The following is a 22767-nucleotide window of genomic DNA, read 5'->3' as shown; positions in this document are numbered from 1 at the left end:
TGTTCAGTTATTTTTTTCATGTTTAAATCCTCTTTTACTTTTATCATAGAGAATTTTCTACTTTTTTGTTGTGCTATTTTGGGGGGGAGTTAAAACCAAAGGTTTACCTTTACTTAAAAATCAAACTAATTTGTTTTTTATATATTATTAATTTTTTTAATACGGTTAAACCACATAAAGTAATTTCAGGAAAACACCTTATGAGTTTTTAGTTGATTATTTTAATCATGACGTGTACAACCCGGCGTTTTCCTACTGATTGGATGTTTTTGTTTAAATGTTTGTGACAATTTATGCTGTCACAAGCATTTAAATTAATTTAATGGGTATTTCAGCCATGGACTTTCTTCAGAAGTGGTACATTTTGTGTAAATATTAAATAGCCCATAATTGGCATCATCAGGCAGACTCACTGCACGACCTAGTATATAACTTTGACCGAACTCTTTCCAGTTGGCAAAATATTGTTTTACTGTTGGTAAAACTGAGTTAATCGATTGCCATGCTTGATCTTTATCGATATAGCCCGCCACATAACTTGCTCTGGCTATATAAACAAGACGACCTAAATCCCATGCGATAGAGCCACGAAGTAAGATTTGATGCAATTCGTCTTGGTTTTCGGCTACTTTGTTTTCAATTAATATTGAAGATGCTTGATCTAAGCTTGCGCAATAGCTCATAATAATCTCACGGTAATCTTCTGGAACTTGCTCATTAATACAACTTTGCCACTGTTCTTTAGGAACGTTAAGGTAAATGTCAATTGCCACATCAATGAGTTTGTGAAGTGTTCCAAAAGAGGATAAACATTCAGTAGCACTTTCTGAAGAAAAAACACCCCAAGCGGTGCGCAAGCGATATTTCTGTTCTCTTTTACCGGAGTTTCTAGCATCGCTTTCTAAGCTATCCCAACAAAACATATGTTGTTCAGCAATAATGAGTCCGGCTGATAGTGCATTTTGCTGTTCAATTGTCAGTTGTTCGTTTTTTTTCAAATTTTGAGAAAAAGGCTTGTGTCTTAAAATTTTAATGAGAAGCAAAACTTCTCTATTATATCGCATAAGTAATGACCCACAAAGTAGCAAAATAATAAGTAAAAATTCCATATAAACACCTTATTTTTTTGATATAAATCAATTAAAATAATAAAAAAATAGCATAACTAATACTTTACAACAAGATAAAATTTTGGGATTTTTATTTTGTAAAAATTAAGTTGTTTAATGTTTATTTAGATATCAATGATTTTTTAAACGAAGTGGTTTTAAAAAAGTAAGGTTCGCCATGATACAGATGTTACAACTTTAAAAAATTGTAATTGTCACCAACGGCTAGGGTAACATATTTTAAACGATTGCCGTTATTGAGTTAAATTGGCAAAATTTTAAAAGTGTATGTGATCAAACGCACAAATTATAGATTTATTTTGATTTTACACTTTGTATATAAAACTTGGTATAATGCAATGTTTCTACCATAATTTTGAGAGTAATATATGTTAAATCAGTTAAAAGCAATTATTCAGTATCTTCTTCCTAAGCAGTTATTAACCGTGACTTTTGGTTGGCTAGCAAAAAAGCAGTTAGGTAAAGTCACAACATGGATGATTATACTTTTTTGTAAATTGTATAAAGTTGATTTGAGCGAGGCAAAAATTAGCGATGTTAACGAATTTAAAACATTTAATGATTTTTTTGCTCGCGAATTAAATGAAGATGCTCGCCCGATTGATACTGCTGACAATACCGTTGTAATGCCTGCAGATGGAGTCATTAGTCAGTTTGGTTCTATTCAAGATACGGAATTATTACAAGCTAAAGGGCATTTTTATTCTTTAGAATCATTACTTGCTTGTCATCCTGAGATGATTAAGTTTTTTAAAAATGGCTCTTATGTAACAACTTATTTGTCACCTAAAAACTATCACCGTTTTCATATGCCTTGTGATGGTATTTTGCACGAGATGATTTATGTCCCTGGCTCATTATTTTCAGTCAATAAAGCCACAACCGAAAGCATACCGAATATCTTTGCTCGTAATGAGCGGGTAATTTGTTTATTTGAAACTCAATTAGGTCCAATGGCGCAAATTTTAGTAGGTGCAACCATTGTTGGTAGTATTGAAGTTCCATGGGAAGGTATCATCACACCACCGCGTGAAGGTATTATGAAACGTTGGACTTATAGCGACGAAATAAAATTAACTAAAGGACAAGATATGGGCTGCTTTAAATTGGGTTCAACCGTAATTACTTTATTTGCATCAAATGCAATTGAGTTTGATAGCCACCTTAAAGTAGGCAGTATTGCTCGTATGGGTCAAAAATTGGCTGATAGGATATAACGTTATGTGGATGCGTGGTGTTTTTTGTTTTGTTGCTGTGCTGTTTTCTTCACTCACTTTTGCCGAGGAGTCTACACCAATCATTAATAATGAAGATGATCTTTCGCAAGTTGTTTATCAGTTAAGTGATAAAAATGATGAGCTTCGCCAAAATATGGAGTTACAAAAAAATCATTTAACTAATATTGTTAATGAGCAAAACAATATTACCACCCAGATTTCTCATGTGCAAAACACATTAGCAACCCTCGCCGAGCAAGGCGAGTGGTTGAGTTTTTCAACTTCTTTGGGTGAAACTTTACGTCAGCAGTTATTGCGATTACCTGAAAAGCCTAAATCGCAAGCTCTTGATGCTGAAATTGCCGAAGCAAAAGCTCAGCAACTTAATTATAGTAATACTTTAACTTCTTTAGATGGTTATCCAACATTAACTAGCCCACTTAATAGTGTTAAAGGGGCAACACAATATCGTCGTTTGCTTCGTGAACAGAGTGAATTGCTTAAAACGCTTATTTCAGGAACTGATACTACTATTTTAGAACTGACCAAACTAAAAATTGCCAATAAGCAGTTAACCAATGCAATTGATGAGGTGAACGATGCTGCTCATAGATACTTTTTTTGGGTAGCAAATGTAAATCCTATATCATTGAGTTATCCGATCGATTTAACTAAAGATGTTGTTTATGTGATTTTTTCGATCGATACTCTTTCACAGCTTTATAATGCTAGCATTGAAGTATTAAGCGCACCCAAACCTCTGTTTTTAATTATTTTGTCGTTAATGTTTGTTTTTGCACATTTTAAGATGCGCACTAAATATAATACCTTTTTAATTAAATCAGCTAGCCGTGTGGGTAAAGTAACGCAAGATAGTTATTCTTTAACTTTAAAAGTAATTATATTTTCATTAATTATGGCATTACCTATACCAATTTTGTGGGCTGTGTTTGGTTATGCCTTACAGATTAATTCTGATTATCCTGTCGCATTTGCTTTAGGTTATGGTGTGAATGCAGCAGCGCCAATTTTATGGGTATTTATTATTTCAGCTCATTTTGCATCATCTAATGGGCTTTTTATTACCCATTTTGGTTGGTCAGAAGGTAGTGTGCGATCAGCAATGAAATATTATCGCCTTTCAATTTGGCTTGTAATTCCTTTGGCAATGATTGTGATGAGTTTTGACGAATATAATAATCGTCAATTTGCAGCGACCATTGGTCGTACTGCATTTATTTTTCTTTGCTTTGCACTTGTATTTATGACTAATTCGATCCATCGTGCTGGCGTTCCGCTTTATATCGATAAAAAAGGATCGGGTGATAATTTATTAAGTCACATCTTGTGGTTTATTTTATTAAGTGCACCATGGCTAGCCATTATTGCTGCTTGTTTAGGTTATTTATCAACAGCCCAAGTATTATTAGGACGCCTTGAGGCATCAGTTATTATTTGGTTTGCGCTGTTAGTGGTTTATTTTATGATTCGCCGTTGGATGTGGTTTCAAAAGCGTCGCATAGAATTTGAACGCACAAAACAACGTCGTTTAGAGCGAATGCAACGAGCTAAATCACATGAAGAAGATTCTAATTCACTTAATGAAAATGTCGATGAGCCTGTTATTGATTTAGATGCTATCAGCGCTCAATCTTTACATTTAGTCAGATCAATAATTATGATGATTGCACTCATCAGTATGATTTTACTCTGGTCCGAGTTGCATTCAGCTTTTGCATTTATGAATAATATTAAACTGTGGGGAACCAGTGTCATTGTCAATGGTACTGAAATTGAGCAATATATTACTCTTGGTGCAGTATGTATTGCTATTTTAGTGATGACAATTACCGTCCAGTTGGTTAAAAATCTACCTGCTTTATTAGAACTAGGAATTTTACAACATTTAGATTTAGCCCCTGGAACAGGTTATGCAATTTCAACGGTTTCAAAATATATTATTTTGATGATTGGTTGTATGATTGCATTTTCATTTATTGGTATCGATTGGTCAAAAATTCAATGGCTAATTGCTGCACTAGGTGTGGGATTAGGATTTGGCTTACAAGAAATTTTTGCAAATTTTATTTCTGGTTTAATTATTTTATTTGAAAGACCAGTGCGCATTGGTGATACCGTGACAATTCGTGATTTAACTGGCAACATCACCAAAATTAATACTCGAGCTATCACCATTGTTGATTGGGATCGTAAAGAAATTGTAATGCCCAATAAAGCCTTTATTACTGAGCAATTGGTGAATTGGTCGTTATCTGATTCGATCACTCGAATTGTATTAACCATTCCTGCAACTATTGATGCTGATAGTGATCTAGTTATCAAGCTTTTACAACAAGCGTCAGATGAATGCGAATATGTGCTTAATGATCCTGAACCGCAAGTATTTTTAGTGGATATTCAAGAAGGAATTCAATTATTTGAGTTACGTGTTTTTGCTGCCGAGATGGGGCACAGAATGTTGCTACGAAGCGCTATACATAAGCTGATACTTGAAGCTTATCGTAAGCATCATTTAACACTACCATTCCCACCATTGCAAACCAATTTAGAAGCTTTAGGTCGCAAGAGTGGTCGTCGTGGCTATACAGTTGGAACCGTTTAACCAAAAAGTGTTTCTAGCCATGGTACGCCAAAAGCACCGGGAGCAAGCAATACAAATGCCCAAACAGGTGCCGAAGCAATATTAGCCACATTAAATTTGGTAGCAGGCATATGCATTGTGCCTGCAATTAATGGTACTATTGCTCGTAATGGCCCAAAAAATCGCCCAATAAATACCCCTAACGTTCCATAACGCTGAAAAAACTGCTCAGCACGGTAAACTAATTTAGGGTGTTTATTAAGTGGCCATGATGCAATAACTTGCTGGTGATAGTGTTTACCCAACCAATAAGAGACTAAATCCCCCAAAATAGCCCCCACTGAAGCAGCAATTAATACGGGTACAAATGATATCGCTCCGCTACCTATCAAAGCTCCCACACCGAATAAAATCGCCGTTGCAGGAATTAAAAGTGAAATAACAGCCAAAGATTCGCCAAATGCCAATAGAAATATAATTGGTAATGCCCAAACTTGATGATGCTCAATAAATTGCATAATTGCTATTGTGATCTCGTGTAGCGACATAAGTTCATGTGTGTAAATTATTAATTGATTATGGCGTACTATTTTACCATAATACTAGTCGTTTAGGACTCAGCACGGTACTTATTGATAGAACATTACAAGGCGTTAACATTTTTTTAGTTTTATTAACGTTTAAGATTATGTTTATCGTAGTCCTAATAAAAATACTCCAATTAATAAGAGACAAATCATGACAGTTGGCATTGAATCAATCCTAGTACGGAAATTTAAAAACGGCGAATTTAAAGTTCCTCAGCTTGATAAACTGGCTATTGAAAAGCCTGTTGCTTTAATTTATAACGGGATTTCACATGTTGTGATGATGGCAACACCAAAAGATTTGCATTATTTTGCAGTTGGGTTTTCGTTAACTGAAAATATTATTCAGTCAGTTACTGATATTTATGGTATTGATATTATTGAAAATCAAAAAGGCATAGAAGTACAAATTGAACTTTCATCACGGCGTTTTAGTGAGCTAAAAGAAAAGCGTCGTAATTTAACTGGACGCACGGGCTGTGGTATTTGTGGTAGTGAGCAGATAGACCAGGTTTGCCAAACCATTCCTGCTTTGCCACTAATGAACCAAATTAATTTAGCTGATTTTAGCAATAGCCTAAATGGTTTATCGCAAGTTCAACATGTTGGTAATCAAACTGGATGCACTCACGCAGCGGTATGGCTCGATTTACAAGGAAAATTTATCGCTGGATTTGAAGATATCGGTCGACATGTAGCTTTAGATAAATTACTTGGATTTAGAGCAATACAATTATCTAATCATCCCAATTATCAACATGGTGTAGTGTTAGTATCAAGCCGCGCTAGCTACGAGATGGTGCAAAAAACAGCTAATTGTGGCGTGGAATTTTTATTAGCTGTTTCGGCCGCAACTTCAATGGCGGTTGATTTGGCTAAACAGTGTAATTTAACTTTGGTTGGATTCTTTAGAGGAAATAACGGCGTTATTTATTCTGGTGATGATCGTTTAGTTTAATCACTATTCTTGTTTTGAATAATTTGGGCAAACAAATTAATTTTAAATATAACTAATTGAATAATAAATAAAAAACTATTTTTTTATTTAGTTCATTCTAAGATATCACAATTCACACCTTTCATTATTAGGCAAATATCATCATAATGTATGCGAAAAACAGCAATTGCTTTGTTTTTTAATTATTTTATAAACCATTGCTCAATAAGATTATGCAACTGGTTATTATTTTTTATTATCTAGTTTCATCTTAGCATCTAATTTTTAAAAGGGTACTATCATGCATCAAATATCAGACATTCAACAAGCCGTTAACTATATTCAACAACAAACAGACAAAAAACCAACAATTGGGATTATTTTGGGTTCAGGTTTAGGCCCTTTTGCCGACACTCTTGAAGATGCTGTGCATATCAGTTACGACAATATCCCTCATTTTGCCAAATCAGCGGCTGTTGGTCATGCTAATGAATTAGTAATAGGAAAAAGTGGCAATAAAACCATTGTTGCGATGAAAGGTCGTTTTCACTACTACGAAGGATTTACTTTAGATCAAGTTACCTTTCCTGTGCGTGTCATGAAAATGCTTGGCGTTGAAAAACTGATTATTACCAATGCTTGTGGTGCAGTCAATACAGGATTCAAACCAGGTGATTTAATGCTTATCACCGATCACATCAATTTAACCGCCAACAATCCATTAATGGGACCAAATAATCCAGAATTGGGAGTCCGTTTTTTAGACGTAAGTGAAGTTTACAATAAACAATTACGCTCAATTGTTGTAGATGTAGCAAAAGAACTAAATGTCACTTTACAACAAGGTGTCTATGCGTGGTGGACTGGCCCTACATATGAAACTCCTGCCGAAATTAGAATGATCCGCGTTTTAGGTGCTGACGCTGTTGGTATGTCAACCGTGCCTGAAGCAATTATCGCACATCACTCTGGTATTAAAACTATCGGAATTTCGTGTCTAACTAATATGGCTTGTGGAATTTTAGATCAACCTCTAGGACACGAAGAAGTGATTGAAACAGCCGAACGAGTTAAATCAACTTTTTTACAACTTATTACTAAAACGATTGAGCGTTTTTAACCAATACTTTTTATTTGTGATTCTATAAAAAGTTTACTTTATTTTAGGAACAAATAATGGGCATAAAAAATAGATTAGAATTAATGATGTTTTTCCAATATTTTATTTGGGGAAGTTGGCTAACTACATTTGGAGCTTATCTATTTAATACATTACACTTTTCTGGTGTTGAAGTATCTATGATTTTTAGTACTAAAGGTTTAGCCTCTTTAATTACACCATTTATTATTGGGATCATTGCTGATAAATTTTTGCAAGCTAAATATCTTTATATGTTTTGTCACTCGGTTTGTGCCATTGCACTTTTTTATGCTGCATCAATTAATAATTCAGCTATTTTATTTTGGGTTATGTTAGTCAATGCGTTAGCATTTATGCCAACTATTGCATTATCAAACTCAATTAGTTATCACTGTTTAGATAAAAATAATTTAGATACCGTCACTCTATTTCCTCAAATACGCGTATTTGGCACTGTCGGTTTTATCATTGCTATGTGGACAGTTAGTTTATGCAAATTTGAATTGAGCAATACTCAACTCTATATTGCTAGTGCTGCATCTGTTGTACTTGTAATTTATAGCACAACATTGCCTAATATTACTGTATCAAAAAGTAAAAAACAGTCTTGGGTTTCTCATTTAGGGTTAGATGCTTTTGTGTTATTCAAAAACCCCGTAATGGCGGTATTTTTCCTTTTTGCAATGTTACTTGGGGCGATATTACAAATCACCAATACCTTTGGCGGGGCATTTTTACATAACTTTGATAAAATACCTGAATTTAAAGAAAGCCTAGTTGTTCAGTACCCAGCTATTTTATTGTCATTTTCACAAATGGCTGAAGTCGCATTTATTTTGACTATCCCATTTTTTCTCAAAAAATTTGGCATCAAAAAAGTCATAATGATAAGCATAATTGCTTGGACGCTTAGATTTGGTTTATTTGCGTTTGGCGATCCAACTCCTTTTGGCTTTGTATTGTTAATGCTTTCAATGATCGTCTATGGCTGTGCGTTTGACTTTTTTAATATTTCTGGCTCTATTTTTATTGAAAAAGAAGTTAGCTCAAATATTCGAGCTAGTGCCCAAGGACTATTTATGACAATGGTAAATGGTATTGGTGCTTATTTTGGCTCGATTTTAAGCGGTTTTATCGTTGACATGTGTACACATAATGGCATTAAAGATTGGCAAACAATTTGGCTAATTTTTGCATCTTATGCGCTTGTACTTGGTATTGTTTTTTATTGTTCATTTAATTATGAACATACTAAAGATCGATCTGATGTATAACTATTTAAATATTCATATTAATGAATATTTAAAATATTATTTATTATTTTAATTTAATTTATAAAAAGCCATAAGGGGTGTTCCCCCCCTAAGGGCTTTTATTGTTTTTTATTTCCATAATTTTGGACATGTTTTTAGTTTGATGAGATTTAAATATGCAATATAAATTTTTAGGCGGTTTTCTGGTTTTTTTAGGGGCATGTAGCTTTGGTGTGCTCTCTTCTATTGTGAAAACAGCCTATAAGGCAGGCTATTCGCTTGGTGAAGTTACCGGTGTGCAATGTTTTTTAGGGATGTTAATGTTATGGAGCATTTACTTTATTGTAAAAAAAATACACAATCGAAAATCATCAACATCAGTTGACACATCAATGGCGACTTCAACCACAATAAAAAAGCAATCCTCTAAAAAATGGAAAGTTTGTGCTGTTGGTATTTTTCCTGGATTGGTTGGTATCTGTTATTACCAATGTGTGCAACTAGTTCCTGCCTCAATTGCCATTATTTTATTAATGCAATATTTGTGGATCAGCGTGATTATCGATTTTGTTATTTTTAAAAACAAGCCAAGCATAATTCAGCTAATAGCGATTATTGTCATTATTGTAGGTAGTAGTTTAGCAGCAGGTATTTTTAATCAAGATATTAGCTTAAATTTGACCGGTTGCTTTTTTGGTTTTTTAGCAGCATTAATGTATTCACTTTTTATTAGCACTAGCAGCAATATTGGTAATGAGTTACCTAAACTTGAAAAAAGTGCGTTAATGATTACTGGGGCATGTATTATTACGTTTTTAATTTTTCCACCTTTATTTTTTTTCAAACTTAATATTAGCGACAAGTTGTATCAATTAGGATTTTTATTAGCACTACTTGGAACTGTACTACCACCCTTTTTATTTTCAGTAGGAATTCCAAGAATTGGTATTTCATTAAGTGCGATTTTATCTGCTGCTGAACTACCTGTTGCAGTCACTTGTTCCTATTTTTATTTGCAAGAGTCAGTGTATTTTAATCAATGGATTGGCGTGGGGATAATTTTATTGGCTATCGCTTTACCTAATTTAAAACATATCAAAAAAAACAGATTAATTTTAAATTATTAAGTGGGGTAAAAGCCCTGCTTTTTAATTTAATAGCTCTAATTGTCAAATACGTTAAAAATTATTATGGTAGATTCATTAGCTTTCTTTACTGCATATTTATATGTAAAATTTTAAGAAAATTATTTTAATAAAAGGTTAAACCTAGCAATATTATTGAACTTTCTAAAATTAAATATGTCTTATAGAAATAGTTATTATGAAATAGTATTGATAATATCCTGTAATTAGCCTTTAAAGAAGGTTTGCATATAAATAATATTATTTATATTAAATTCTAGCCATTTTTCCTGGTAATAGCCGTTCTCGTGATGTTTTATTTTTAAGCTTTTGTGCTTTGAAATTTAAATTCATTAATTTGAATATCTAATAGATAAATCATTAAAATTTGAATTTTTGTTTATTTTTATATTTAAGCATTATGTTAACCTAAAACATTTCACATAAAAAGTGACATTTATTTTCATTATTGAATAATTTTGTTACCTTTTTATCTTAATTAAGAAGGAAGTTGCAGAATGAAAACATATAAAAAACCATTATTTACCTTAGTACATAGCAATGATGCAATACCTGAACACAGAACACTGGCTTATTTAGATCCTACATTAAATTATTATACGGATCATGTCGATGAGATTATTGCTTTACGTGTTAAAGAACTTAAATTACATCACTCTGAATATAGGGAGTATCACGATATTAACAAAGCCAATAAAAACGGGTTTTCTTTTGTTTTCAGTGAGATATTTGAGTCAGAACACCATAAAAAACAAATTGGCATGCTAAAAGATGATATTGCCATTGCTAAAGAGTCAAACAAAGTAAAAGAATTATTAAATAGTCGGATAAAAGAAATTGCTAATGTTTATCCTGAATTGCAATTTAATTTTAATGATATGCACATTTTACCAACTAAAGTAAAAGAGCACCTGTTTGCTCCACCTTTAATCTTAACTGAAGATAATGCCATTATGCTTTGGGATGATTAAAAAGACATTTTTAACAATAATTAATAAAAGAACAATAATTAATAAAAGAACAATAATTAATAAAAGAACAATAATTAATAAAAGCCATAATTTACAGGGATTAGTCCCTGTAAATTATTTTTACCAGACATTATAGTTAACTATTAAAAGCGCTTTCACCATGGCTATTGATGTCTAACCCTTCTCGTTCATGCTCTTCAGATACCCTTAATCCAACGCAGATATCTGCAATTTTATAAGCAATAAAAGCCACCACAGCTGTCCAAATTACACAAGTAATAACACTCATCACTTGAATTCCAACTTGGCTTATCATTGTGATACCTTCTGCATAACCAACTCCACCAAAAGATTCTGACGCGAAGATACCAGTTAATATACAGCCGACAATACCACATACGCCATGTACTCCAAATACATCACAGGTATCATCAACTTTTAGAATTCTTTTAAGTGTTGATACGCCCCATACTCCAGCAAAACCACAAATAAGACCAATTAACATAGCACCACCTACACCAACAAGGCCCGCTGCGGGTGTTACGCCAACTAATCCTGCTATCACTCCTGATACTGAACCAAGACATGATGGCTTGCCTCGTAAAAGCCATTCAGCTAAGGTCCATGCCAGAACTGCAGCGGCTGTTGCAGCAACTGTGTTAATAAAAGCTAAACCTGCAATTTCGTCAGCATGAGTTGATGAGCCTGCATTAAAACCAAACCAACCAATATAAAGGATTGCAGCACCAAGATAAACATAAGGTAAGTTAAATGGTTTGAGTGGTTCACGGTTATAACCAATACGATTTTTAATTAAATAAGCCCCTATTATTCCAGCAATTGCAGCGTTAATATGCACAACCGTACCACCAGCAAAGTCAAGCGCACCTTCATCACCTAAGATACCGCCACCCCATACCATATGAGCCATAGGAATATATGAAAATGTAAACCATAACACCATAAAAATTAATACAGCTGAAAACCGAATTCGTTCAGCAAAAGCGCCTGGAATTAAACAACAGGTAATGCAAGCAAATGATCCTTGAAATGCGACCCAAATAAATTCATAAATTGATCCCGAAACATCTGTAATACCAATACCCGTTAATAAAAAATGGTTAAAATTGCCGTAAAACCAATTTCCTTCACCAAAAGAGAGTGAATAACCATAAGTAATCCACAATACAGCAATAAGCGAAAAGATAACAAGCACTTGAGATAACATCGATAACACGTTTTTAGAGCGTAATAATCCGCCATAAAACAAAGCAATTCCCGGAACAGACATAAAAAGGACTAAGGCGGTACAGATCATCATAAATCCGTTATCAGCTTTATCAGCAATGGCGATTTCATCAGCAAAGGCAGAACTTGAGAATAAAATAATTAAAGAAAAAATGATTTTTTTCAACATAATGATATCCTTAACAATAATTTATAACGCCGATTCGTCAGTTTCACCTGTGCGTATACGCACGACATGCTCAAGTGAAGTAACAAAAATTTTGCCATCACCAATTTTACCTGTGTATGCAGCCTTGGTTATGATGTTAATCACTTCATCAAGCTGCTCATCACTAATAGCTAAATCAATTTTAACTTTAGGCAAAAAATTAACATTATATTCAGCACCACGATATAACTCAGCATGACCTTTTTGCCTGCCAAAACCTTTGACTTCGGTAACGGTTAATCCTGTGATGCCTATATTAGATAATGCTTCTCGAACTTCTTCTAATTTGAAAGGTTTTATAACTACAGTGACTAATTTCATTAATTACTCCTAATAAATATGAGATACAAAATCAATTATGCAAAGAGCGTGCCAAAATTGAGGGATTGAATAAAATTGAGTAATTTAAGTAGAATTACTAACAAATAGAAAAGGTAGCCTTTATAAAAACGCAGGTTTACTAGCTTAGGCCTAGTGCTTAGTGACTTAGCTTAAGCTATTAAATGCATAAACAAGCAAAAATATACTTTGATATATTTTTATTTCACTATGCACTCATATGGTGCTGCTTGTGTATTATTGGTGCTGAGTAATTATGGTCACTTAATACATAGTAAGGATTAAAACGTTACCATTAACTTACGATATTCATCGTAAGCAAAATGGTCTGTCATACCACTAATATAATCTTGTAATAAACGACATCGATAGTAAAATTCCATACAAGCAAAATTCGCTTCGTTTGAATTTAATTTACTAATTGCTTGCTTATAAGCTGCACAGTGTTTTGAAGATAATTTATGATATAAGCGCGTTTCAATGGGATAGTGCTTGTGATATTCGTTATCAACTAATTTTAAAAAATCATCTGTCGGCATAGCAAGTAATGGACTATAAATATCAAGCAATCCGCTAATAATTCGATATCCTTGCAGTTCAATATTTTCGACCGATTCATGATTAAACACATGTTCAAAGCCAACTGTTTTAAAAATATTAAGCAATTTATATTCTGTACTATGATCTTCAAGTAAGGCATGGTTAAACGAACCATGATAAATTGCTTCTATATTTTCAATAAAACGTTCAGCGGCATGTGGCACCAGTTTGCTAATAGCGTTGACTCGTAAATACATAAAAAATTGGTCAATGCCAATAGCATTAAATTCATTCTGTTTTAAATTTTCGTAAGGGCGGTTGACAACAAGATCAAACAAATCACCTTTTTTAAAAGGTCCCCATGCATCGGCTAGATAGGTGTAAAGCTGTTTTACAGTTAAAATCTTCTTCTCAACGGCATCTTCAAGATCAGCAATACAATATGAGATATCATCAGCGGCCTCCATAATATAGGTTAACGGGTAACGATGAAACTGTTTGATATCAAGTTGTTTAGATAACGCTTTTACAAATGGCTCTTCTGATAAATAATAACCTGGTTTTTTCATTAAATAAGAAAATTCAGGTGGTATCGGTTTAGACCAATAAGCAGGTTTAGAATATTTAAGAATTGAGGCAATTTGTGAATAAGTTAAATTAAGGCGTAATATGGAATGAACTAAACGAATTGCTTGAGCATTACCTTCAAAATTTGCTAAATCTTGGCGGATTTTAGTTTTAAGTTTTTTAATTTCATCATCATCATTAATGTGTATTTTTAACGCTGGATAAATGGTGTCGTTTTCAAGCCCTAATCGTAAATTAAACCATTGATTAATAGCTGCTTCACCAAAATGACCAAACGGTGGATTGCCTATATCGTGCATTAAGCAAGCCATTTCAACAAGACTTTCAACCGCCATTACGCAATTATCAAACCCGTATGTTTTTAATTTTCCTATTTTACCAAGGCGGTTGATAATTTCTTTAACGATGTAACGACCTACTTGTTGAACTTCCATAGAATGAGTAAGCCGTGTTCTGACCACTGAGTTACGCTCTAATGGAAAGACTTGCGTTTTTTGTTGAAGACGACGAATAGCAGCTGAATTTATAATACGCCCACGATCACTTTCAAAACAACGCACTATTGAATACTCATCAGATAGTGCTTCACGCTGTTTGCTAGCATAGCGTTGATAATTGATTTTTTGGTTAAAGTTGATCATAGTTCTATCTCTAATTTTATCGCTCTTAATTGGTTTAAATTACTAAATTGTGGTAATTTTTGTTTGCGCCCACTCAATGCTATTTTGATAATTGCTAGGTAATAGCGGTTTTAGATCCTCTAACGCTTTTAATAATTTACTAGGTTGGTTATGAGTCAAGTTTAAATGCCCAACTTTACGCCCTATTCTTACTTCTTTTTCGTACCAATGTAGATGCACCAAATCAATAGATAACCAACTAAGATTTAATTCTGTTCCAATCAGGTTAACCATAACTGATGGTGCAAATACATCGGGCTTAGGTAGTGGCAACCCCAGTATCGCTCGAAGGTGTAGCTCAAATTGGCTTATCGAAGCACCATTTTGTGTCCAGTGACCGCTATTATGTACCCGTGGAGCTAGCTCGTTAATTAGTAATTTATTCCCCACAATAAAGCATTCCATCGCCATTACACCAATATAATTTAATTTATGCATAATAGAGGCTAGCATTTTTTCGGCTTGTACTTGCAATAAAGGAGATTGGTTTGGTAGCGCAACACTCATTTTTAAAATGCCATCTTGGTGCAAATTGTTGGTAAGTGGGTAAAATACCGTTTCACCTTTTGCATTACGTGCTCCCACTAATGACATCTCTTTTTCAAATAATATAGCTTGCTCAACAATTGCATTCTGATAAATATCGTCTGGCACCGTAATTAGGTCATTAATAGCTATACGCCATTGACCTCGCCCATCATAACCACCAGTTCGACGTTTAACAATTAATCGATCTCCAAGCTCAGTAAATAACCTTGACCAATCTTGAGGGTGATCAAGCGAAAACCATTTCGCTGTCGGTAAACCTAGGTCGTCAAGTAGCTGTTTTTGCGTTAAACGGTCGGCAATAATCGGAAAGACATCTCGATTAACAAAATGCGGATGTTTAGCTAAAATTTGTGTAAACGGAGTATCTGACCATCGTTCAATTTCGGCAGTTATTACTGACTGTTGATATGGAATAGTAACAGGATCAGCATCTAACCCAACAGGATAGACTTTAATACCTAACGGTTCTCCTGCTTGTTTAAGCATTCGCCCTAGTTGACCATTACCTAATACACAAACAGATTGAGTTTTCATATTATGCATCCACTCTTGGATCTGGGTGATTCAACACTTCATCAGTTTGAGTTAATCGCCATATTGATAAACGTTGATAAATATCTTGATCGTGTAAAGCAAGAATTTGCGCAGCAAGTAATGCTGCATTAGCCGCACCAGCTTTACCTATAGCTAAAGTGCCAACAGGAATACCCTTAGGCATTTGAACAATAGAATAAAGACTATCAACACCACTTAATGCGGCACTTTGCACTGGAACACCCAACACTGGAACAAGCGTTTTAGCGGCTAACATGCCAGGCAAATGAGCGGCACCGCCAGCACCAGCAATAATTACATTAAATCCTTGCTGAGAGGCATTTTCAGCAAAACGAAATAGTTTATCAGGGGTACGATGAGCAGAAACGATTTCAACATGATAAGGAATTGTTAACGCATCAAGAATATCCGCTGCGTGTTGCATAGTAGTCCAATCGCTTTTAGAGCCCATTACAATGGCAATTCTAGGTTGAGTATGCATAGCAAATATATGAATAATTAAAATAAGATGTATGCGAAGTATACACTAAAATTTAGTTAATGGGTCTTTAAATTCCATAAAACTACTCACATATGAAAGCAAAAAGCTCAACTATTTCAGTGAGCTTAAATTCTATGCGCTAAAAACTGCATCTTAGACACATTATTTGTTTAAACGTTTAAATAGTCAAGTGTTCATCGCATTATTCAAGACTTCCGTGTTGCTGTAATTTGAAGATCCATCCCTAATGCATGAATAATTTTGAGCATAGAGTCAAATCTGGTTTTTTAGCTGATAATGTTTTATATAGGGTCAATGTAAATATTTATTAGCATTTTTAATCTAGCCATTTACTGGCTTGAGCGTATCAAGATTTAGTTTTAATGATTTTTGCTGCTTGATTGATTTATGACTCCTTTTTTACGTTATAAAATAACTTAAATGTCAGATTAAATAAAGACTATTACATTTTTATTTAAAAACAAAACAGCAAATTAAAAAATTTTTATTTGTCGGCATTAACCATGATTTTTTTGATATTTTTACTTAAACACGGTGTTTTCCTGAAACTTCTTAACAAAAATGGCACTGTCTTTATTAGTCATGATAAGATCATAAATAATATTAACTATTATTTGGATTAGATAAATTATCTAATGTAGATGTAAAAAAGCAGCACCCATTAAGTGCTGCTTTTTCTTTTATTAAATTATTTAGAATTACTAGAATGAATAGTTCACACCAATTTGTGCACCAATTTGATGATAGTTATTGCTACCAAATCGGTTATTTAATTGAGCATAACTACTGAGTGATTTGGTTAAATTGCCGTTAACACCTACTTTTAATTCCATATAGTTTTTATTTACGTCTGATTCAACATGTTTACCGTTGATTTTTGCTTCCGGTGAAGAAGAATCATACAACCAGTTAGCTTCTATAAATGGTAATACACCATAACCTTCTTTAGTACTTTGACCATAAAATCTTGCACCAAGGCGCATTTGCATACCATCACCATTAATATTACTTACCACACCTTGTTTACCTAACTTAAAGTTATGGCTGTCTGACCAAGTATAGCCTAACTGTGCATGTGGCTCAAGTAACCAATTTCTATCTACACCTTCGTGAATAACTAAACCATAACCGGCTTCAGATGATACAGTAATTGCCTTACCATTATAATCGTTTGAGAAGTGTCTTAATGCCGATAAATGCGTTGAGGTTTTGTTTTTAAACCAACTGTATTGAGCCCATGTGTCAACGTATAAACCTGCACCATTTTCTTGCTCATTCCAGTTACCATAAATTCCTAAGTTGTAGCCTGTAACGCTTCCATCCCCTTTACGTACACTGTGTTTTTGGTTGGTGTCAGTTGAACTATGACCATAACCACCATAAACACCAACTTTGTATTGTTGTTCTGATAATACATCTACACCCATTTCTAGTACTGAGGTTCGAATGTTTACAGATTGTTTGCCTCCAAATAAATCACTTTGTGTGCGATTATATTTGTAACTCATCCAAACATTCGATTCTGGTACATAAATTGATGTATCTCTATCATGTGCACTGTGACGGAACATATTTAATGCCGCCATCTGATTGGCAAATACAGAACCGGCCACTGGTGATTTACGGACATTTGAAAATGCATTGGTGTATTTTATTACTAAATGGCCATTCTCATCCTTACCAACTATGTAATCAAGGGCGCTATCTGGTTTTTCAATAACGTTCCATTGCGCTTCATCGTTTCCATTAACATCAATAAAATCGGTAATTTCACCTTTATCGATATTTTTACTATTGATTTCTACAATATTGATATCTGTTGTACCACTTGCATTACCTTTTACCACCATTTTGTCTGATGTTTCTTTTTCAAGATCGGTATAAATATTTAGTTTGCCATTATCACCATGGTAATCGCCATCAACGGTTAATACTGTATCTGCCGAGTTTTTACCTAAATCAATAGTACCACCATTAACTACATTACCCACTGTTTGATCATAATCATTTAAATTTAGTGAACCATCTTTACCAATATTATAATCAGAATCAGGGCTAAAGACATTTTCACCATTTGCATTCCAAGAACCACCGGTTATATTGGTTTTGCCTTTATAAGTATGTTTACCATTAACAAAGTTATCACCTGAAACAACGTTAACTTCACCCTCACCGCTTATATCCCATGATACTTGGTAATCGTCATCAGTATGATTGAAATTTAACTGACCGTCATGCTCTAAATTGATGATAGGAGTATCAATCGTACCGGCCTTTTCCGCTTCTTTGCCAATAGCTCCACCGATATTTACTGCACCATTTTTTCCGATAAGTATACCTTCATTATCACCATTTGCATCAGCTTTGACTTTCATGGTTGCATTATTAGAGACAGTTATCTCACTTGTTAAATCCGTTTTGGTGTGATTATACACTTTTACTTTTTTCGTGGCATTTAATTGTGAACCTTCACCATCAACTAAAATTTTACCATGTCTAACAATTAATTCTTTATAATATCCTTCTTCAACAACATTCAGACTTCCGCCATTAGTAATATTGATTTCACCATAACCTTTCTTGTTTGTGTTTTGAGTTCCAAGCCTCAGACCTGCTGAATTGAAAGCCGAGCCTTGGCCATCAATATTTATAATTGCATTTCCATCTTCATGACCTATAAATGTACCTCTAATGGAATTAACGACACCTCCATCAAGTATATTAACTACAGCATTACCATTATTAGCTATACTCATATCAGAACCTGAACTTAATGCACTTAATACACTACCGTTACCTGATACAGTTACTGTTGCATTAGAGCTACTGTCATATGCAATATTCGTTGAAAATCCAGTATTTGTAAAAGTGCCGCCGTTTGTGATTAAAATATCAGCATCGCCACCGCCCCCTAAATAAACACTACCCACAGCACTGGTAAGATGCCCATTATCAAGTATTAACTGACCTGAACTGCCTTCATTTTTTCCTACCATGATTCTCTTTGTTGTAAGTGAACCTTGATCACTAATAGTCAAGCTTCCTGTACCATCCATACCTACAAAATATTCATCAGTGCTAACCCCGCCTTGAATTGTTCCAGAGCCGTCACCTTTTATTGTTTCATTTGATTCTATCGGTATTATTGCCGCTAAAGCACCACCTGCAATAAATGTTGATATAGCTCCTGCTACAGCTGTTTTAATTAGTAAAGATTTTGCTTTTTTTCCTCTACCTTTAGCTAGTTCAGATACAGCTAGACATTCTCCTTGCCGATTTTTTATAACTCCATAAATTTTATTCATTAAAATTTTTCCCTTTTCTATTGTTAAACCTAAATATAATTCGTGATAACAGTAAGAATTATACTCCTCGCATTATCGTTCAAATTAATTAATTAATCAATCAATATTCAATTGATCCAGATTGATGACAAAGAACTCGCTTTTTGGCGAGTTCTTTGATCTAATAGAGAAGAATCTATGATAATAGGAATTCTTCTATGCTAAAAAAACCAACGCCAGCGACACCCGAAAAAATAGAACAAATTTCGTTAGATGCGCTTGTCCCTCAAAATCATCTTGTTCGTAAAATAGCTAAAGTCATTGATTTTGAATTTATTCGAGAAGCGGTAGCGCCACTTTATTGCCCTAATAACGGTCGTCCGGCAGAAGATCCGGTCAGACTGTTTAAAATTATGCTATTGGGGTATCTTTTTGGTATCCCTAGTGAGCGTCGTCTGGTTCAGGAAATTCAGGTCAATTTAGCTTACCGTTGGTTTCTGGGAATGGGATTAACCGAAAAAGTGATTGATGCCTAGGGACTCAGCCAAAATCGTCGTCGTCGTTTTAATGACAGTGAAATCTATCAACAGATTTTTGATAATATTGTTGAGCAGGCCATTGCCAAAGGGTTGATAAGTGGTCGGATTTTATATACGGACAGTACTCACCTAAAAGCAAATGCCAATAAAAACAAGGCACGTAATGAGCAGCGTATTGTTGAGCCCAGTCAATATGTTGATGCGCTTAATCAAGCCATCAACGAAGAAAGAGAATTAAACGGAAAAAAGCCTTAAAGCCATCGACGGTAGAGAAATATAAGGATGTCAAAGTCAGTACAACCGATCCGGATAGTGGCTTTATGCATCGGGAAGGTAAGCCTAAAGGGTTCTTCTACTTAGATCACCGAACGGTTGATGGCAAACATAATTTAATTACCGATACTTATGTCACAGCCGGAAATGTCCATGACTCTCAGCCTTATATGGCTCGATTAAAACGCCAGTTAGAGCGGTTTGGCTTTAATCCGGTTGGTGTCGGTCTTGATGCAGGTTATTTTACGGCGCCCATTTGCCATTTACTGCTGGTAGAGCAGATATATCCGGTGTTGGGCTATCGTCGTCCCAGTCATGGTGCGAATCCTATCAGAAAAAAGCAGTTTATCTATAACAGTCAAACCGATACTTATACTTGCCCAAACGGGCAATCATTAATATATAAAACGACTAGCAGAGAAGGTTATCGTCATTATCATTCTGATGCAGCAACCTGCAAAGTCTGTCCGTTATTGTCACAGTGTACACAGAGTAAAAATACACAGAAAGTCATCACACGCCATATCTGGGAAGCAGATAAAGAGAAAGCCAATGAGATTCGTTTAAGTCAGTGGGGTAAAAAAGTCTATGCTCGGCGAAAAGAGACCGTAGAGTGCAGCTTTGCTGATGCTAAACAACACCACGGACATCGCTATGCAAGATTTAGGGGAAGAGCACAGGTTCAAATGCAGTGTTTATTGGCCGCAACAGCTCAAAATATCAAGAAAATAGCGATAAAGCTATTTTTGTTACATTTTTTTAGGCTATTTTTTAATGTATTTAATAAAATCCAAATTAAAAATCCTGTTTATGATTTAAATAAAAAAATAAACCCCAAATTATATCGAGGTTTGTCATCAATCTGAATCAATATTCAATTGATTTATTTTAATTTTAAATGTAATAATTATTTTTATCAGTTTCTTTAATTTAACAGAATTTTGTTAAAAAATATTTATGGAAATGGAGGAAGGTTAGTAGGTAAACATAAAATCAACTGACCTGATAAAGGAACTTACCAATGCAGGGTGTATTCTGAAACGAGTTAGAGGTAGTCATCATATGTTTTACTCACCAATAACTAATAAAACGTTTCCAGTTCCTCACCCAAAATCGGATTTACCGATTGGCACAGTAAGATCAATCAAAAAATCGGCGGGGCTTTTATAGCCCGCCACCTTTGGAGGTATTATGTTTTTTACTCTTGGCATTGAAACACCGAACGATAGCAATACAGCTTACGGCATTGTCGTGCCTGCGTTATGTAATGAAAAATATAGTTGTTATTCTGCCGCCGACAAAGAAAGCGATATCCCAGCAATGGCGACTGAAGCTATTTTGTTAACTGTTCAAGATATGATTGAATCAGGCGATTATGATGTCAAAGATATTCACAACGATCATGTTTCGTATAAAAATAACGATGAGTATGCTCATTGCGATACATGGGTCATTATTGATGTTGATTTGTCATCATTTGTTGGTAAACAAAAAAGAATTAATATCACATTACCCGATATTCTTATCGATAGAATAGATAACGCAGTTAAAGCACCGAACTCTTTTTATAAAGATCGGAGTAATTTTTTGGCAGAAGCGGCTATTAATGAATTAGCGGCACAAAATAGAGTGCGTTAATTTCTAAACTGCCTACTCGGCGGTGAACTGTTTTAGTAAAAGCAGGTGAAGCGTTAACAGTTTCTAAACCGCCTACTCGGCGGTGAACTTTTGGTTATTTTTGTGATTATTAATTTTTCATTTCTAAACCGCCTACTCGGCGGTGAACGTATGGTTATTGCATACGCGCATAGCCTAAAATTTCTAAACCGCCTACTCGGCGGTGAACTCTATCGTGCATTAAAAACTTTACGAGAGAAATTTCTAAACCGCCTACTCGGCGGTGAACTTGGAACGGTTATGCAAAATCCGCCTGCGTGATTTCTAAACCGCCTACTCGGCGGTGAACAAGTGATAAGCGACAAGTACAGGCATGCCGTTTTTCTAAACCGCCTACTCGGCGGTGAACCACATTACCGACTGATGACGACTTTGAAGTGTTTTCTAAACCGCCTACTCGGCGGTGAACTAGATTATATCAGACATAGCCTTTTGTTTTAAATAAATTTTAGTTATTTTTCAAAAAATAACCCTTTTTTCTAGAATTAAAATTAATATATATTTTTCAATATATTAACAAGCAAGCAAAAAAAAGGGTTTTGTAGAATTTTGAATTCAAAATAGGAATGATCAAATCTGAGCGCACCTTTATAAACTATTTATATAACGAGAGCTTTCAATTTAGATAATCAATATTATGTAACACCACCCCCCTAAAATAGTACAGCAAAAAAGTAGAAAATTCTCTATGATAAAAGTAAAGGGGATTTAATTATGAAAAAAATGACTGAACACCAAATTGTATCGATATTAAAAGAAGCAGAAGCAGGTATTGCCGTTAAAGAGCTTTGCCGTAAATATG

Annotated in this window: 16 protein-coding genes, 2 pseudogenes and 1 CRISPR repeat array; of the genes and pseudogenes, 10 read left to right on the top strand and 8 right to left on the bottom strand. The window is 34.4% G+C overall.

What is annotated here, in order from left to right; genetic code table 11:
• Positions 1–314: 314 nt before the first annotated feature.
• Positions 315–1109 carry a DUF1266 domain-containing protein gene (locus GQ590_RS10845; protein WP_160408381.1) on the bottom strand — a complete coding sequence of 265 codons (795 nt, stop codon included), beginning with the start codon at positions 1107–1109 and terminating at the stop codon, positions 315–317.
• 389 nt (positions 1110–1498) lie between these two features.
• Between GQ590_RS10845 and asd the strand changes: the two are divergent.
• A pseudogene (asd, locus tag GQ590_RS10840) lies at positions 1499–2335 on the top strand (archaetidylserine decarboxylase); the annotation flags it as partial.
• A gap of 22 nt (positions 2336–2357) precedes the next feature.
• Positions 2358–4970, top strand: coding sequence for a miniconductance mechanosensitive channel MscM (mscM, locus tag GQ590_RS10835; RefSeq protein ID WP_160408385.1), 2613 nt, complete (start codon positions 2358–2360; stop codon positions 4968–4970).
• Here mscM and GQ590_RS10830 read toward each other — a convergent pair.
• The gene (locus GQ590_RS10830) at positions 4967–5497 is read right to left on the bottom strand and encodes a DedA family protein (RefSeq protein WP_160408388.1); all 531 of its coding nucleotides are present in this window, start codon (positions 5495–5497) and stop codon (positions 4967–4969) included. The genes mscM and GQ590_RS10830 overlap by 4 nt on opposite strands.
• A 190-nt stretch (positions 5498–5687) precedes the next feature.
• Here GQ590_RS10830 and fdhD point away from each other — a divergent pair, with 190 nt between their 5' ends.
• From fdhD to GQ590_RS10805, 5 genes are all read left to right on the top strand, one after another.
• Positions 5688–6494, top strand: coding sequence for a formate dehydrogenase accessory sulfurtransferase FdhD (fdhD, locus tag GQ590_RS10825; protein ID WP_160408390.1), 807 nt, complete (start codon positions 5688–5690; stop codon positions 6492–6494).
• Between the two features lie 280 nt (positions 6495–6774).
• Positions 6775–7593 carry a purine-nucleoside phosphorylase gene (locus GQ590_RS10820; RefSeq protein WP_160408391.1) on the top strand — a complete coding sequence of 273 codons (819 nt, stop codon included), beginning with the start codon at positions 6775–6777 and terminating at the stop codon, positions 7591–7593.
• A gap of 56 nt (positions 7594–7649) precedes the next feature.
• Positions 7650–8888: a nucleoside permease gene (locus tag GQ590_RS10815; protein ID WP_160408393.1), complete on the top strand. Its 1239-nt coding sequence runs from the start codon at positions 7650–7652 to the stop codon at positions 8886–8888.
• Between the two features lie 155 nt (positions 8889–9043).
• Positions 9044–9994, top strand: coding sequence for a DMT family transporter (locus GQ590_RS10810; protein ID WP_160408395.1), 951 nt, complete (start codon positions 9044–9046; stop codon positions 9992–9994).
• A gap of 515 nt (positions 9995–10509) precedes the next feature.
• Positions 10510–10983, top strand: coding sequence for a hypothetical protein (locus GQ590_RS10805; protein ID WP_160408397.1), 474 nt, complete (start codon positions 10510–10512; stop codon positions 10981–10983).
• A gap of 136 nt (positions 10984–11119) precedes the next feature.
• Here the strand turns inward: GQ590_RS10805 and amtB are convergent, their stop codons facing one another.
• The 6 genes from amtB to GQ590_RS10775 form a co-directional block, all read right to left on the bottom strand.
• Positions 11120–12400, bottom strand: a complete 1281-nt coding sequence (amtB, locus tag GQ590_RS10800; RefSeq protein ID WP_160408399.1) for an ammonium transporter AmtB — start codon at positions 12398–12400, stop codon at positions 11120–11122.
• A 21-nt stretch (positions 12401–12421) separates the two neighbouring features.
• Positions 12422–12760, bottom strand: a complete 339-nt coding sequence (gene glnK, locus GQ590_RS10795) for a P-II family nitrogen regulator (RefSeq protein WP_160408401.1) — start codon at positions 12758–12760, stop codon at positions 12422–12424.
• Between the two features lie 299 nt (positions 12761–13059).
• Positions 13060–14547, bottom strand: a complete 1488-nt coding sequence (dgt, locus tag GQ590_RS10790) for a dGTPase (RefSeq protein ID WP_160408403.1) — start codon at positions 14545–14547, stop codon at positions 13060–13062.
• Positions 14548–14589: 42 nt separating this feature from the next.
• The gene (gene purK, locus GQ590_RS10785) at positions 14590–15669 is read right to left on the bottom strand and encodes a 5-(carboxyamino)imidazole ribonucleotide synthase (RefSeq protein WP_160408405.1); all 1080 of its coding nucleotides are present in this window, start codon (positions 15667–15669) and stop codon (positions 14590–14592) included.
• Between the two features lies 1 nt (position 15670).
• Complete coding sequence (gene purE, locus GQ590_RS10780) at positions 15671–16171, bottom strand: 5-(carboxyamino)imidazole ribonucleotide mutase (protein WP_065636855.1); 501 nt, start codon at positions 16169–16171, stop codon at positions 15671–15673.
• Positions 16172–16893: 722 nt separating this feature from the next.
• Positions 16894–19497: an autotransporter outer membrane beta-barrel domain-containing protein gene (locus tag GQ590_RS10775; RefSeq protein ID WP_160408407.1), complete on the bottom strand. Its 2604-nt coding sequence runs from the start codon at positions 19495–19497 to the stop codon at positions 16894–16896.
• Positions 19498–19694: 197 nt separating this feature from the next.
• On the opposite strand from GQ590_RS10775, the pseudogene GQ590_RS10770 reads away from it, so the two are divergent.
• The 3 genes and pseudogenes from GQ590_RS10770 to GQ590_RS10760 all read left to right on the top strand — a co-directional run bounded on the left by GQ590_RS10770 (position 19695) and on the right by GQ590_RS10760 (position 21926).
• Positions 19695–21154: pseudogene (locus tag GQ590_RS10770) on the top strand (IS1182 family transposase).
• A gap of 121 nt (positions 21155–21275) precedes the next feature.
• Complete coding sequence (locus GQ590_RS12945; RefSeq protein WP_065560046.1) at positions 21276–21458, top strand: type II toxin-antitoxin system HicA family toxin; 183 nt, start codon at positions 21276–21278, stop codon at positions 21456–21458.
• 21 nt (positions 21459–21479) lie between these two features.
• A complete protein-coding gene (locus tag GQ590_RS10760; RefSeq protein ID WP_160408410.1) occupies positions 21480–21926 on the top strand; it encodes a type II toxin-antitoxin system HicB family antitoxin in 447 nt (148 codons plus the stop codon).
• A CRISPR array of direct repeats spans positions 21927–22374; the repeat unit is 28 nt; unit sequence TTTCTAAACCGCCTACTCGGCGGTGAAC.
• Positions 22375–22767 lie beyond the last annotated feature (393 nt).

It is taken from the genome of Gilliamella sp. Lep-s35, assembly GCF_009795845.1.
Lineage (GTDB): Bacteria > Pseudomonadota > Gammaproteobacteria > Enterobacterales > Orbaceae > Gilliamella.
This window is presented reverse-complemented; position numbering and strand designations above follow the sequence as displayed.